The organism is Mucilaginibacter gracilis (genome assembly GCF_003633615.1).
GTDB lineage: Bacteria > Bacteroidota > Bacteroidia > Sphingobacteriales > Sphingobacteriaceae > Mucilaginibacter > Mucilaginibacter gracilis.
In genome coordinates this window covers 2,837,674-2,854,143 of the sequence record NZ_RBKU01000001.1, presented here as the reverse complement: position 1 = coordinate 2,854,143, position 16,470 = coordinate 2,837,674, and the positions used below count along the sequence as shown (strand labels likewise).

Annotated in this window: 9 protein-coding genes; 5 read left to right on the top strand and 4 right to left on the bottom strand. The window is 43.2% G+C overall.

Annotation, left to right across the window (positions count from 1 at the left end; translation table 11 throughout):
- Positions 1-162: 162 nt before the first annotated feature.
- The 5 genes from BDD43_RS12195 to BDD43_RS12175 all read left to right on the top strand — a co-directional run bounded on the left by BDD43_RS12195 (position 163) and on the right by BDD43_RS12175 (position 8,753).
- A complete protein-coding gene (locus BDD43_RS12195; protein WP_121197933.1) occupies positions 163-1,290 on the top strand; it encodes an efflux RND transporter periplasmic adaptor subunit in 1,128 nt (375 codons plus the stop codon).
- Positions 1,291-1,446: 156 nt separating this feature from the next.
- Complete coding sequence (locus BDD43_RS12190) at positions 1,447-4,659, top strand: efflux RND transporter permease subunit (RefSeq protein WP_121197932.1); 3,213 nt, start codon at positions 1,447-1,449, stop codon at positions 4,657-4,659.
- 67 nt (positions 4,660-4,726) lie between these two features.
- Entirely contained in the window at positions 4,727-6,136 is a 1,410-nt protein-coding gene (locus BDD43_RS12185; protein WP_121197931.1) for an efflux transporter outer membrane subunit, read from the top strand.
- A gap of 201 nt (positions 6,137-6,337) precedes the next feature.
- Positions 6,338-7,375 carry a tetratricopeptide repeat protein gene (locus tag BDD43_RS12180; protein ID WP_121197930.1) on the top strand — a complete coding sequence of 346 codons (1,038 nt, stop codon included), beginning with the start codon at positions 6,338-6,340 and terminating at the stop codon, positions 7,373-7,375.
- 76 nt (positions 7,376-7,451) lie between these two features.
- Positions 7,452-8,753 (top strand): leucine-rich repeat-containing protein kinase family protein, encoded by a 1,302-nt coding sequence (locus tag BDD43_RS12175; RefSeq protein WP_121197929.1) that lies wholly within the window; start codon positions 7,452-7,454, stop codon positions 8,751-8,753.
- Positions 8,754-8,837: 84 nt separating this feature from the next.
- On the opposite strand, the gene BDD43_RS12170 is transcribed toward BDD43_RS12175, so the two are convergent.
- The 4 genes from BDD43_RS12170 to BDD43_RS12155 all read right to left on the bottom strand — a co-directional run bounded on the left by BDD43_RS12170 (position 8,838) and on the right by BDD43_RS12155 (position 16,414).
- Positions 8,838-10,814, bottom strand: a complete 1,977-nt coding sequence (locus tag BDD43_RS12170; RefSeq protein WP_121197928.1) for an OmpA family protein — start codon at positions 10,812-10,814, stop codon at positions 8,838-8,840.
- 48 nt (positions 10,815-10,862) lie between these two features.
- Positions 10,863-11,828, bottom strand: a complete 966-nt coding sequence (locus tag BDD43_RS12165; RefSeq protein WP_121201970.1) for a PorP/SprF family type IX secretion system membrane protein — start codon at positions 11,826-11,828, stop codon at positions 10,863-10,865.
- A gap of 17 nt (positions 11,829-11,845) precedes the next feature.
- Positions 11,846-15,478 (bottom strand): CshA/CshB family fibrillar adhesin-related protein, encoded by a 3,633-nt coding sequence (locus BDD43_RS12160; RefSeq protein WP_121197927.1) that lies wholly within the window; start codon positions 15,476-15,478, stop codon positions 11,846-11,848.
- Positions 15,479-15,835: 357 nt separating this feature from the next.
- Positions 15,836-16,414, bottom strand: a complete 579-nt coding sequence (locus tag BDD43_RS12155) for a peroxiredoxin family protein (protein ID WP_121197926.1) — start codon at positions 16,412-16,414, stop codon at positions 15,836-15,838.
- Positions 16,415-16,470: the final 56 nt, after the last annotated feature.

Sequence of the window (16,470 nt, the reverse complement as noted above, 5' to 3'; positions counted from 1 at the left end):
GAAAAAGAAACCCAAACCCCGTAACATTATTTTAACATCGTTAAATAATTTAACAATGTTAAATATTCTTTTTAACCGTTAGCAAACACAGCAACACTACCATATAGCCTAGCAAGGCAAACAAACACAACAAATTTTACAAACACTTCAAATCAAATGGTCATGAAAAGTATCTATTTCGCGTTAATCGCAATATCATTATACGGCTGCGCTTCAAAGCCGCAGGCTCCGGCGGCAACGCCTCCCCCGTCGTTACCGGTAGTTAGCATAGTAGCCGGTAATCAAACCACTTATCAGGAATATCCCGCCTCTGTTGAAGGTGCAGTTAACGTTGAGGTACGCCCTCAGGTAAGTGGCTCGCTCGACAAGGTTTTTATTGACGAAGGTGCCTTTGTTAAAGCAGGCGAACCGTTGTTTAAAATTAACGACCAACCTTATCGCGCACAGCTAAACAATGCCCTGGCAGCGCAACACTCCGCCGAAGGCGCAGTGCTAAACGCTCAGTTAGAAATTGACAAGCTTACCCCTCTGGTACAAAACAAAGTAGTTTCCGATTATCAGCTTAAAACGGCCCGTGCAACTTACCAAATAGCTAAGGCCAATGTAGAGCAGGCTAAAGCCAATGTTGCTACCGCTCAAATTAACCTAGGCTATACAACCATTAAAGCACCTGTAAACGGTTACATAGGCCGCCTGCTAAAAAAACAAGGTAGCCTTGTGGCTCCTACCGATGTTGAAGCACTTACACAACTATCAGACGTGCATAACGTGCATGTTTACTTCTCGTTAAGCGAACAGGACTTTATCAACTTTAAAGAGCAATACCCTGGTGGTACCCTGGGCGATAAATTAAAACACCTGCCATCGGTATCGTTATTATTAACCGATAACAGCGAGTATAGCCAACAAGGGAAAATAGACATGATAGACGGACAGTTTGATAAAAACACCGGTGCTATTACACTAAGGGCAAGTTTCCCCAACGCACAAGGTTTATTACGGTCGGGCAATACGGGTAAGGTACGTTTGAGCTTACAACACAACAATGCTTTGGTTGTACCACAATCGGCCACTATGGAAATGCAGGATAAGGTATTTGTTTTTGCCGTTGCCGATAGCAACAAGGTTAAAAAATTGCCAATCACCATCATCGGAAAAAGCGGAACCAACTACCTGGTTAAAGACGGCGTAAAGCCAGGCGACCAAATAGTGGTTAGCGGTTTTGACCACCTGCAAGAAGGCACCGTGATACATCCCGAACCTGCTCCCGCTAAAGTAGCTAAAAACTAAAACAAGAATCAAGAGGTAAGAATGAGAGTCAAGATGTAAGAATCAGGAATCAAGATATAAAGCAAAGGCGAAGATAAAGACCAATCTATCTTGCTTCCTGCATCTTGGTTCTTGCTTCCCGCCACTCGCTTCTTGCCTCTGCTAAATAAAGAAATCATGTTCCAAAAATTTATAGAAAGGCCGGTACTTTCAACCGTTATCTCCATCTTATTGGTGATATTGGGTATACTTGGCTTAAACAATTTGCCTTTACAACAGTTTCCGGATATTGCGCCGCCTGCTGTATTAGTAGCAGCCGTATATCCCGGCGCCAATGCCGAAACTGTGCTGCGTTCGGTAGCGCCATCGTTAGAAGAATCAATTAATGGTGTTGAAAACATGAGCTATATGAGCTCAACCGCCAGTAACGATGGTACTTTGGCTATTACCGTTTACTTTAAACAAGGTACCAATCCAGACCAGGCTGCGGTAAACGTTCAAAACCGGGTAACACAAGCCACAAGCCAGTTACCTGCCGAAGTTGTACAACAAGGTATAACCACCACCAAACAGCAAAACAGTTTAATTGGTGCCGTTGGTATGTATACCGAAGATCCTAAAAAATACGACCAGGCTTTTGTGGCCAACTACGCCCAAATCAATATTATACCCGAAATAAAACGTATAGCAGGCATTGGTAACGCAACCATATTTGGTGGCGTTAAAGATTACTCTATGCGTGTTTGGCTTAAGCCTGGCCAATTGGCGGCCTACAAAATTACCCCCGCCGAAGTGATGGCAGCCATTCAGGATAAAAACCTGGAAGCAGCACCGGGTAAACTTGGCGAACGCAGCAGCGAAGTATTTGAATACATTATCAAATACAAAGGCAAACTTACCAAACCCGAAGAATACGAAAACATTGCCATACGTGCCAATACAGACGGATCGGTACTACGCTTAAAAGATGTGGCACGTGTTGAACTTGGTGCCTATTCGTACACAAGCGTAACCCACTTAAACGGGCACGACGGTATTGCCATCGGCTTAATACAATTAGCCGGATCAAACGCTAACGAAATACAGATAGCCGTTGATAAGGTGATGGAAAAAGCCGCTAAAGATTTCCCGGTGGGTATTAAGTACAACCAGTTCTATCGTACCAAAACCGCTTTAGACGAATCTATTGACCAAGTTGAGCATACCCTGATAGAAGCTTTTATACTGGTATTTATCGTAGTATTTATTTTCCTTCAGGATTTCCGTTCAACCTTAATTCCGGCAATAGCCGTTCCGGTGGCTATTTTGGGCACCTTCTTTTTCATGAACCTGTTTGGCTTCTCAATTAACCTTTTAACCTTGTTTGCCTTAGTATTGGCCATAGGTATTGTGGTGGATGATGCCATTGTGGTTGTTGAGGCCGTACACGCCAAAATGGAGCACAAGCATTTAGCACCCAAGGCTGCCACAACCGAAGCCATGCACGAAATTACAGGTGCCATTATATCCATAACGCTGGTAATGGCAGCCGTATTTTTACCTGTAGGTTTCATGACGGGTTCAACAGGTATATTTTACCGGCAGTTTGCCTTCACCATGTCTATCGCCATTATCATATCGGCGGTTAACGCATTAACATTGAGCCCTGCACTGGCGGCTTTATTCTTAAAAAGTAATCATGGAAAGGAAGGCGATGTTGTAGTTAAAAAAGGCTTTAAAGATAAATTTTATGCCGGTTTTAACAGCAGCTTTGCAGCAATAACTAACAGGTATGTTGGCGGCTTAAAGTTCCTTATAAAAAATAAAAGCGTTGCAATTGGCGGCCTGGTATTAATTATAGCTATCACGGTTTACCTGGGTAAAACAACAAAATCGGGCTTTATACCTACCGAAGATCAGGGCTTTGTGGCTATTGCTGTTTCAACACCATCCGGAACATCGTTAGATGGTACAACCAAAATGCTAAACATAGCCGAAGCCAAATTAAAGGCCTTACCGGCTGCCAGGTTTGTAACGGCCATATCGGGCTTTAACCTGTTAACATCATCAAACAGCCCGTCGGCGGCGGTAATATTTGTATTGCTTAAACCTAATAAAGATAGGGGCGCGGTTAAAAATATTGATGCCATACAAAACGTAATACGCGGCGAACTGGGCGCGATAACGGCAGGTAGTTTCTTTGTATTCAGTTTCCCAACCGTTCCGGGTTTCAGCAACGTTGAGGCACTTGATGTTGTATTGCAAGATAAAACAGGCGGCAAGCTTGATAAATTTAGTGGCGTAGCCAACACGTTTATAGGCGAATTGATGAAGAAAAAGGAAATTGCTTATGCTTTTACATCCTTTAAAGCCGATTATCCGCAACTACAGTTAGAAGTTAACGACGATAAGGCTAACCAACTGGGCGTAAATGTGAAGGATATTTTGCAAACCATGCAGGCCTATTTTGGCAGCGCACAGGCATCGGACTTTAACCGCTTTGGTAAATACTACCGTGTGGTTGTACAGGCAGATATTGCCGACCGGACAGATCCATCATCAATAGACCGTGTTTTTGTTAAAAACAAGCTTGGCGAAATGGTGCCTATCAATACATTGGTTAAGCTAACCCGCGTTTATGGTTCCGAAACTGCTTCGCGTTATAATTTGTTTAATTCAATCGAAATCAATGCCATTCCGAAACCGGGCTATAGCTCTGGTGACGCCATTAAGGCGATAGAAGAAACTGCCAAAGAACAATTGCCATCGGGCTTTGCCTACGAGTTTTCGGGCCAAACCCGCGAGGAAATTGCATCGGGCGGGCAATCAACCATCGTGTTTATTCTTTGTTTAATATTTGTGTACTTCCTGCTATCGGCACAATACGAAAGTTATGTATTGCCTCTGGCTGTTATACTCTCAATCCCTACGGGTATTTTAGGTGTATTTGTGGTATTGGGCTTAACTGGTATCGAAAACAACATTTATGTACAGGTGGCACTCATTATGCTCATCGGTTTACTGGCTAAAAACGCCATCTTAATTGTGGAGTTTGCGGTGCAGCGCCGAAAGGCAGGCCAGCCATTAGTGGCCGCAGCTATTGAGGCTGCAAGGCTAAGGCTGCGCCCCATCATCATGACATCGCTTGCCTTTGTTTTCGGTTTGTTCCCCATGAGTATTGCAACCGGCCCATCGGCGCAAGGTAATCACTCCATCAGTATCGGCGCAGCGGGTGGTATGGTATCGGGAGTAATCCTGGGCCTATTCATTATCCCGGTGTTGTTTGTAATTTTTCAAGGGTTGCAAGAAAAAATTACCGGCGTACCCTTAGCTGTATTGAATAATGGCGGACACGGCGCACATCACACCCCTCACGTTGACGTGCTGGATGACGAATATAACCGTAATTAAATAAAACACGAATGAACCGCCTGCTTTTGCAACAGGCTGTTCATTACCACTATAAATATTAACAAAAATGAAAAATCAAATTAACAGGCTCGCTCTAATCTTACTTTTTTTGAGTGCTTGTAAAGTATCAAAAGATGTTGCGCCAACTGCTACATTACCTGCTAATTACAGGTACACCGCCACAACAACCGATACCAGCAACATAGCCAACATACAGTGGAAAAGTTTTTTTACCGACGCTACACTACAAAAATTGATAGATAGCGCTATTGTAAAAAACTACGATATGCAAATAGCGGTTAAAAATGTCGAGGCATCGCAATTGTTGCTTAAACAGGTTAAATGGAACTATGTACCAGAGGTTGCCTTAAACGTAACAGCCAGTAGCAGTCGCCCTTCCGATAATAGTTTAACAGGCTTGAGTTTGAGCCAATATAACCTTAGTTCAAAACATATTGAAGATTACTCGGCCAATCTTTCACTTTCGTGGGAAGCGGATATTTGGGGTAAAATACATAACCAACAAAAGAGTGCCCTTGCCGCTTACCTGCAAACTGCCGAAGTACGCAAAGCTATACAAACTAATATAGTAGCAGGCGTATCGCAAGGTTATTTTAACCTGCTTATGCTGGATGCTCAAATTAAAATTGCCAAACAAAACGTAAGGCTAAATGATAGTACCTTGCGTATTATTCAATTACAATACAATGCCGGGCAGGTAACATCGCTGGCTGTGCAGCAAGCGCAGGCACAGCAAATGGCGGCTGCGCAACTTATACCGCAATTTGAGGAAAATATCAGCATTCAGGAAAATGCAATAAGCATCTTAACCGGCCAACTGCCCGATCAAATTACCCGCAATGCCACTATCGATCAAATTAGCGTACCGGAAACTCTATCTGCCGGTGTACCTACAAATTTGTTAAGCAGCAGGCCCGATGTCAAAAGCAGCGAACTTGCACTCATTATAGCAAACAGCAACGTAGGCATTAGTAAAGCCGATATGTACCCGGCATTGCGTATTACCGCAAGTGGGGGCGTTAACACATTCACGGCAAGTAACTGGTTCAATATTCCGGCATCGTTATTTGGTATAGTGGCGGGTAGCGTTATACAACCTGTGTTTCAGCATAAGGAGCTAAAAACCAAATACCAGGTAGCCCAGGTTGAGCGCGAAAAAACAGTATTGCAATTTCGCCAGTCGGTGTTAAATGCTGTAGGCGAAGTATCAGACGCGATGGTGAAGATAGACAAGTTAAAATTGCAACAAAATATAGCTGCCAGCCGTGTAAGTACACTGCAACAAGCAACAAGCAACGCCAACTTGCTATTTAAAAATGGCATGGCTAATTACCTGGAAGTAATTACCGCCCAAAGCAATGTATTACAAAGCGAACTTGAACTGGCAACCATTAAACGCGACCAGCTAAACGCCGTATCCGAATTATACCGCTCGTTAGGCGGTGGCTGGAAATAAGCACCAATTCCATTTCTAATCATAGCAAAGCCTGTAGATCAACCAATCTATGGGCTTTGTTTATTTTAGATAAAACGTATAATAATTTGCTTACAAGTTTAAATTTAGCTGCTGTGCGGGCGTTGGTTAGATGAGCGATTTTCACCAACAACAAATTAAAAATCGTTTCGAGTTAACGGGCACATTTTGTAGTTTCAAAACATGAAACGTCTTCACAAATTATTGTTCATCATTGCCTTAATTATACATTACAGTGTTTCTGCGAAAGCACAAAATAACAATACTGCAACGGAGCTGATTAAACAGGGTGTGGCCCTAAACAATGAGGGAAAATATGCCGAGGCTATTGATAAATTTAATGAGGTATTAAAAAACGATTCCGAAAATGAATATGCCAATTATCAAATTGCGTTCTCTCTTTTTACATTCAAAAAACCCAAAGAGGCCATTCCGCATATTGAGAAGGCAATAAAATCAAATAATGCCACGTTAAGCGCGGCAGCATATTGTTTATTGGCTACTATTTACGATGACGACCATCTAGCTCAAAAAGCAATTGAAACATATAACGCTGCCATAAAAATAAAACCTGACTACCCGCAAATCTATTATAACCTAGCAATCTCCTATTTCCGCAACAAGCAATACGCGGAGGCCGAAAGCAGTATTATTGAAGCTATAAAGCATAATCCCCAACAGGCAACCAACCATCGTTTGTACGCTTTGGTAACCTTTCATCAAAACAAACGGGTAAATGCCTTATTGGGTTTCTGCAGTTTTTTGCTGCTGGAACCAACCGGGTCGCGAGCTATTGAAGCTTATGGTAACATCCAACATATTATGCAGGGCGGCGTACTTAAAGACGATAAAGGCAATACAATACTGCCAGTTTCGGATAACAACGGAAAGGAAACCGATGCATTAAATTCAGGAATTTCAATGGCAGTGGCGTCGGGCAAGGCAAAAAAGTTAAGCGGTTTAGAATTATTTGAATACGAACTGAAAGCTATATTTAGTTTAGCCGGTCAATTATCGGAGAAGAAAACCGATAAATTGTTTTTTGATAAATTTTTTGCCGACTATTTTTATAACCTTGCCCAAAGCACCAATATGCAGGCATTTACCCATACCATTACCCTAACCGACAGCAAAATAGACAATGCCAAATGGCGTAAAGAGAATACCGGCCAAACAAATGCTATGGCCGAATGGCTAAAAAATACACAAAGAGTTTATTGAGATAACAATAACTATGGTAAAGGAAATTAAGATAGCTACAATTTTTTCTTCTATATTGCGATGGCAATAGAAGGCCATGCAAACTTTAAAACAATTACAAAACGGCGAACTAAAAGGCGCAGTATCGCTTAAACTCTCCGAAAATCTTGATAGCTTCCCGACAGAAATATTTGACCTGGCTGATACGCTGGAAGTACTTGATTTGTCGCGAAATAAGCTAAGTGCGTTACCTGCTGATTTTGGTAGGTTACAGAAACTTAAAATCTTTTTCTGCTCCGAAAACTTATTTACCATACTGCCCGAAGTTTTGGCCGACTGCCCTTTACTGGATATAGTGGGTTTTAAAGCTAACAGGATAGAAACCATACCTCCAAAATCTCTTAATCCTAATTTGCGTTGGTTAATTTTAACGGATAACAGGGTAACAGCCCTGCCCGCCGAAATAGGCAATTGCAGCCGTATGCAAAAGCTAATGCTTGCCGGCAATCAACTAACCAGCCTACCTTATCAACTTAGCCAATGCCGCAACTTAGCACTTTTACGCATATCGGCCAATAAACTAACCGAGTTACCCAACTGGCTATTAACAATGCCAAAACTTTCGTGGCTGGCGTTTTCGGGCAATCCGTTTAACGTAACACCGGCAATAAATCCGCTTGCTTTTGTTGGCTGGCATGAGCTGGAAATAAATAGTTTGCTTGGTGAAGGCGCATCGGGCATTATATCAAAAGCTACATGGCGCAACGGCACCGAAACTAAAACGGTGGCCGTAAAAATATTTAAGGGTGCTGTTACCAGCGATGGTTTCCCCGAAGACGAGATGAATACCTGTATTACTGCGGGCTCACATCCGGGATTGGTACAACTGGTGGGGCAAATTACTGCACATCCCGAAGATAAAAAAGGCCTTGTGATGGAACTGATACCCGAGCGTTATTACAACCTGGGTTTACCGCCAAGTTTAGTAAGCTGTACACGCGATGTTTTTAAACCGGGGTTGAGCCTTACTGCCGGGCAAATTTTAAAAATTGCAGGTACAATAGCGTCCGTAGCTACCGAACTGCATAGCAAGGGCATTATGCACAGCGACTTATATGCACACAACACTTTAATAGACGATGAAGGAAACACCTTGTTTGGCGATTTTGGCGCAGCTTGCTTTTACGATAAAAACCATCTGCAACTGGCCAACGCACTGGAGCGCATAGAAGTAAGTGCCTTTGGCCATTTGTTAGACGATTTACTGTCGCTTTATAACGGCACTCAAGTGCCAACGGCTTTATCCAAATTAAAAAAATTGAGAGACGATTGTACCTCGGCGGATGTATTAACACGCCCCGGATTTCAATATCTAAAAACCGAATTGGCAAGTTTGTAGCCTACCAGCAGCAGTTATAAACCAACAGCCCCTTTTCTTACCCGGAAAAGGGGCTGTTAGTTTTACAAGCAATATGCTAAACGTTTATTGCTTAACAATAGTAAATTCAGTTCGGCGGTTTAGCTGATGCTCGGCTTCGCTACATTTAACACCATTGGCACAACGGTTTAGCAAACGCGTTTCGCCATAACCACGGGCACTTATACGGTTTTTATCAATACCGCCTTTTTCTATAATATATTTTACAGCAGCATTAGCCCGGCGTTGTGAAAGGGCCAAATTATAGGCATCGTTGCCACGGCTATCTGTATGCGAGCCAAGTACAATCCAAATAGTTGGGTTTTCGTTTAATATTTTAATTAACTTATTAAGTTCAATAGCGGCATCGCGCCTGATGTTTGATTTGTTAAAATCGTAATAAATATTCTCTATGCGTATGGCCTTGTTTAAGGTTGTTTTTTCGAGATACAGATTTTTTTTGATGGTTTGCGATGTTGTTAAGCCTACTGTACTTATAGCCTGGTTATCACTCCTAAAGTTTGTTTTCTCGGCCATCAGGGTATAATCACTTTCCTCCTCAAGGTTAAACTGAAACATACCTAACGAATCTGTTTGTACCTTTAATTCCGTTCCGCCTGTTTTAGTTAAGGTTACAATGCTGTTAACAAGCGGCAAACGGGTAATTTTATCATAAGTTATCCCTTCCAGCCTGTAGTTAACAAATTGCTTATCGCTAAAGCTATAAATATCATCGCTGCCGAGGCCGCCCAGCCGGTTAGACGAGAAATACCCTGAACCGCCGCCGGTTAAAGTAAATGCAAAATCATCCTGCGGCGAGTTGATGGGATAGGCCAAATTAAGTATCCGCCCAAACGTAAGGCCATTACGCTCTGCCTTATAAATATCAAGGCCGCCCATACCTACACCGCCATCGCTCGAAAAATAAATGTGGTTGTTCCCTTCATCAACTATTGGCGTGCGTTCGTTACCGGCAGTATTGAGGTCGCGCAAATTAACCGGTGTACCCCAGTCGCCCTGCTCATCCCTTTGGCAATAATAAATATCTGTTCCACCTTTACCTCCCGGCATATCGGATACAAAATATAACGTTTTCCCGTCTGGAGATACAAAAGGATCGCCTACCGAATACTTGTCTACATTATTGTATTTAAACGGAACAGGCTTTTGCCATCCGCCGGTTGCCGGGTTCTTTTTCGCCCAATATATTTCAAGATTGATGGTTTTGATGACCGATTTAGGCCCCTCGCTTTTTTGGGGAGCCCTTGTTAAGGTAAAATAAATTTCGTTGCCATCCTTAGAAAATGCAGCCGCACCTACGTGATAATCTGTTGGAGCAGCAATCGAAAAAAGTTTGAGCGAATCGCCTCCGCTTCCGCCTACCGGCGATTGATATAAGCGCAGATAATCATTACCCGTCCAACCGTAAATCTTTCTGTCGGGTAACTTGTCGCCATCAATTTTCAAAAATGGCTTATCGTCCATCGCGGCCTTTTCAGCTTTTTTGTTGAAACGATCGGAAGTAAAAACCACGCTGTTTTGATATTTAACAGCTCCCCAGTCGGATTGCGGACTATTTAAAGCACGCTCATTTTTTAGCACGATGGCCGTAGGATGCCGCATCCAGCGCATAGACGAATCGCAAGAAGACAACCAGATACTCAACTGAAACCGGGTTACTTCTTTATCAAGTGCTGCGTAACTTTCAAACTGTTCTTTTGCCTCGCTATACTTCGAGTTGTTTTTTAAAGCCTCGGCATAGTATAAAATATTAGCACTCTTACTGCCCGGGAAACCCATTGCGGTAACATACCAGCTTTCGGTATTTTTATAATCGTGCATCAGCCTGTAGCAGGTGGCCAGGCGTTCGGCAGTATACAGGGTTTCTTTTTGCCAGTATGCCTGCGAGTATAATTCGGCAGCTTTTTTATAATTAAACAAATTGTATTGCTCGTCGGCCTCTTTAAGTATGGCCTGCGCCCTACCCTCTTTTACAAGCATAATTAGCGCAATCAAAACAACAATTGTAAATATTTTCTTCATTTATATGTTCATACTAATCAAACATTCTGTTTTTGTAATCGGCAATAATTAAAAATACCTCGGTGTAAGCATCCTGCTTTTGCGGGTTTTAAAGTAGTAGCCTATTGAAATTTCGTGCGTGCCGCCACTATAACCCTGCAATGGCCCAACTGATAAATCATAAGCATAACCTACACGCAGGTTTTCTACAGGGAAAAGCTCAATTGCAGCAACTGCCGAATTACTGTTGCTCAGGTCGCTCTGTAAATAGTTTTTATTGTAAAGCTTTACCCCCATGCGGTATGAGCCGCCCAACCATATTTTATCACCAAGAATAAAAAAGGCATTGGCATCTAAACTGGTAGGCCCGCCCCTATCGTCTTTAAGTAAAACACTCGGCTTAAGTTTTATATCCTCGGTAAGCGGTAAAAGCATACCGGCGGTTAAATAAATATGCGGCTTTGGCTGCGCCACATAATTAAAGTTTTTAAAATTGCCATACTGTGCAATTAAGTTATCAACCGATAAGCCCGCATAAACAGCTTTGTTTGCAAAGTAAATGCCCAACCTTCCATCGGGCACTATAAGGCTTTGTACGCCGGTTAACTGGTTAGGCTCTGGGTCGTTAGTGCTTAATAACGAGCCATCCATACTCAACTGCATAACACCAACACCTAAACCAAATGCCAGCCTCGATGTACCGTCGGCATTTAGCCTTAACCTGTAAGCATAATTGGCATAGGCCGAAAGATTAGTTTGAGCGCCCAACTTGTCGCTGCTTATTTGCATGGCCAGGCCAACGTTACCATCATTAGCACTGGCATCCACCGCTAACGACATACTTTTGGGTGCCCCGTTAATACCCGTCCATTGGGTGCGGTAGTAGCTATGCAGGTTTAAATTTTCTTTATAGCCGGCATAAGCCGGGTTAATATAAATACCGTTAAACATGTATTGGCTTTGCTGCGCATCCTGCTGTGCATAAACAAGCCTGGCGCATAGCATCAATGTTGATAAGATCAGTATTCGTCTCATATTATAATGCTTCTCCATTATTTTTTTAATGTTCTTATCAATGTCACATAACCTTTAAACACCTGCCAATCCGTTCCTTCGTTGGTTTTTAAACGCAATAAATAATAGTAGGTACCCTCGTTAAGGCCTGTGCCGCTCCAGGTGTTTTGATAGTCGTTTTGCCTGTAAACCTCGTTGCCCCACCGGTTTACAATTATCAGTTCGTTATGGGCATATTGGTTAAGGTTTCTAATCTCGAATACATCATTTACGCCATCGCCATTCGGTGTAAACATGGTAGGTATTTTAATGCCTTCAAAAACATCTGTAACTGTAACGGTAGCAATATTGGTGTAATAACCGTAAATATCTTTCACGCGGTAGGTAAAGCTATCGGGGCCGTTATAACCAATTGTTGGCGTATAGGTTACGGTTCCGTCGCTATTAGCTTTCACTGTTCCATGCGCGGGCTGGGTCATGATTTCGATACTTGTTGGATCAAACGGTACACTGCCCGGGCTATCATTAGTGAGGATGCTGATTACTACCGGTTGGTTTGAGGTAGTGCCCGATACATCATTTGCAGCCACAGGAGATTTTGGCACCGAAATTACTACGCCCGATGTTGAATTGCCCGTATGCCCAGCAGCATCTTTACCTGTGGCCGTGGCCAAATTGGTTACGCTGCCGGCATCTCTGTTTGCCTGGCTTACCGAATATATTGTGGTATAAGTTACACTTGCGCCGGGCACCAATATTCCGGAAGGTAATGCTATCGAAAAATCGGTAAGGTTTAAAACAGCATCGGTTAAAGTGAGCGTGGTAAGGGTTACGTTGCCGGTATTTTTTATCACAAACGTATAAAAAATTTGGGTTACGCCAGATAGTACCCCCGTTTTGGTGAGGGTAACCGCAGCCACCGGCACTATGGTAACCACCGTTGGATCGTCAACGGCACTTGTCGACGGGTCGTCGGATTTTGGTTTGGTTACCACGTTTCCTTTAGGGTCGGTTGCGGTAGCTGCCGCCTGGTTACTGTAAAGGCCTGCATTAACATCGGCCTGCGTTACAGTATGTTTTGCGGTTACTGTGGTTGACGCTCCCACCACGAGGCTGGCTACTGATGCTGGTGTAATAGAACCGGCATCGGCCCCCGCATCAGTTACGGCAATATTTGATAAAACCGAGGTGCCGGTATTGGTAACTATCAACGCATAAGTAATGATGTCTCCGGTTTTGCTTACACTGTTGGTAGCCGCCTTAGTTAAGGTGTATGATGCCGTGTAAACAGTAATAGTAACGGTTATCGGGTCGGATGCGGTACCATCGGGCGTGGTTAGTATGTAGGTGTATGTATCTGTACCTACATATCCGTTAGCAGGAGTGTAAGTTATTGTGCCCGATGGGTTTACAAGTATAGTACCATGCGCAGGTGGTGTAACCGCAGTAACCGTGGCACCTGTAGCACTGGGGCCATCATTAGCCGTTACTATGGTTGTAATGGGTGTATTAACCGGCGTTTGGCCAACATCATTTGTACCTACTGGTTTTACGGTTACTGTTATTAACGCACTTGCACTTTCGGCGCCTGCGTCATCCTTAATGGTGTACATTATAGTACTCTTCCCGGTAAAGGTGGCAACAGGTGTAAACGTTACTTTGCCTGTTGTGGTGTTTACGGTATAGGTGCCCTGGCCCGCAATGGTTACTGTTGTTTTCTTTACATTGTCGGCAGGGTCTATCAACAACACTTTCGTAATATCAAGTGTGCCATCCGGGTCCGAGTCGTTAGCAGGTATATCAAGCGTTATAGGCGTCCCAATTGTGGTTGTGCCTGCATCTGCAACGGCAATCGGGATTTGGTTTAACCCAAAATTCACACCCGTAACATCCAGGCTCGATCCTGGTGTTACCACCTGTATGCGGCAGTTTGGCGTTCCGGCTTCTATACCAGTATTGCCCGCATTGTTGATACCATAGGTTTCGCCTGCGGCTCGCCAGGCAGCGGGTAAATTTGCTACCACGGCAGCCAACAAACTGCCTGTTGCTACGTTATTTGTTGAAATGGCAACCGTATAAGTACCGTTGTTAATGTTTAATAAAGTATAAGTTCCGTCGGCGGCAACAGTTACCTTATTTACTACCACACCGGTATTATCAACCAGGTAAGCATACAACTGCACGCCAGATACCTTTTGAATTGCTGTGCCTGATATAAGGCCATCAAGGGTTCCGTTATGGTCGTCAAATATGGTTCCGGAAATGGAGAGGCCCACAACATCATTCAATTTATAATCTTCGGCCTCGCCATCGGCGGCGTACGAAACACTACGCTCATCAATATTGGTACCGGTATCATCCAAAAGTGTACTTGTTGTGATGCGGAGCCTGGCATATAAAGGCCCAACTTTTAGTTTGCTGGAGAAACTGGAATTTAAAAAAGTGAGTACAAAAACCTGGTTATTAGTATTTGCCGGTACAGGTACCGACACCATTTCGCTGGCAGAAAACACCCCATCGCCATTAAAATCTATCCAGGCATAGAGCGTTGCCGGAATGCTTTTGCCGTTAGTAACAGGTATATTGAACACCACATTACCAGCCTGATTTACTTTCACGGTAGGCAAGGTAGCTGGCACTAAGGTGCTTTCGTCGGCGTTGCCAACCAAATCATCGTTATTGGCCAGTAAACTGCTAACGGGTTGTCCATCCGGGTCAACATTATTATCGCCAATATAAACGCTCGACTTAGCTAAAAGCGGTGTGGTTTGATAGTTTACAACCGCATAGGTACCGTCGCCGGCATAATAATCTGTTATTTGAAACTGATCGATGTAGTGCCCTGGTGTACCGTATGTTGACGGCGCATCGCCCTCATCAAAGGGCAAAACAAAACCTATCCCTATCCCTGTTAAACCCGACCCTTTCATCGAAACGTTTTTAAGGTTACGCGCCCCGTGAGCAAACAATACCGCCTGCACACCAAAGTTACCGGGCAATAAATCGGCATAAAGTTTAAATGACCTTCCACCGTTCGACAGATCCATCTTATAATGGCTATCCTGAACATTGCCTTCGGTTCTTTTGTTAATTAACTGCCATGAAATGGGGTTTGGCGTATCTCCCGAAATAAATTCGCCGCTCGAATCAATAGATTCTGCATCGGCAATTACCATGCCCGGATATATTACATCCGTGTACACGCCATTAATTAATATAGCCACCTTAACATCAATATCAAATGTTACCTGTCCGCCGTATGGGCTTACCAAACTTGAATTAGATACACCTCTCGACGCTGGCTTGGGTTGGTTATTACCCGAATAAATAAGATCGAGCCCATCGTGCTCGTAGATGCCCGGCGTAGAAGACGACATGGTAGCCGTTGCACCACCCAAAAAAGCCTCGTTACTAATAATGGCGGTAATACGCACCGTGGGCGAAAATTGCCATACATAAGTACCGTTTACAACATTATAAGCATTGGCCCCGGCTGGGTATGATATCATGGTGCTGCCTTGCCCGGTAGGGTCCCAGGTGAGCCAGTAAACCGAATTATATAAATTAGGACCAGCAGTGCCGCCGATAGCATACTGTGCCGATACCCGGCTGAAAAATTGGGTGAATATGGCGAGCAGGAAAATTATTTTGAGCAGGTAAGTTTTAACCATAGTACATTTTTAATTACAGCAACAGCAATGTAACTTATAATAATGTTTTTTATGCAAGCCACCAAACATTTTTAAAAAACCTGTAAACTGCCAAATAACGATTTAAATATAGCAATACCTTAGCTTTTTTACGCATACTTCAATACATAGTTACAATGACATGAGGCATCGATTAATTTTTTTTCGCGAGATGCGGATATTGAGAGAGTGGTAAGAATAAAATGCTTGTTTAAAAAGTAAGCTAAGCAAACACCCCTCACCCGCCACAATTGCAGCAAATGAGGGGTGGGTATAATGAAAATTAGGTGTGGATAAAAAAATCTCCCGTATCAGCACCAGGCTAACGGGAGACAATAATTATAGCTTTTGGAGGATAGCAGCCACAGAGGCTCTTTTACGATAGTCTTTATCAAACTGAACGTAAATAATTTTACCGGATTTATCTATCAGGTACGTTGCCGGTACGGGTAACACATTATCGGTATTGCCATTGTTTCGTTCAAGGTCTATACCATAAGTTTTGTACTTGGCCACCATCGCTGCATCCATCGCGAAATTAACATCGTAGGCCTTCATCACACGATAATCTTTATCATGTACTATTGAAAATGAAGCATGCGTTTTTTCGATGGTTTTGTTGATATTATCTCCGGTTTCGGGTGTTACGCCAAGCACGTAGGCACCTTTTGCTGTTAATAGCTGCAACGAATCTTGCAATTGCTGAATGTGCTTATTGCAATAAGGGCACCATTGCCCGCGATAAAAAAATAAAAGCACAGCCTTGTTGGTTTTGAGCAAGGCTTTCAAACTTATTGTTTTGCCCAAATTATCAGTTACTGTAAATTGAGGTGCCACGTCCCCTGTTTTTAGGCCACTTTGTGCCCATACGGCCAGTTGCATCATCATGCAAAAGCTTAATAGTATTAATTTCTTCATTTGATTTTTTTTTGGGGGGGGGGTGGATATAAAAAAGAGAGAAGGATTACAGGCAT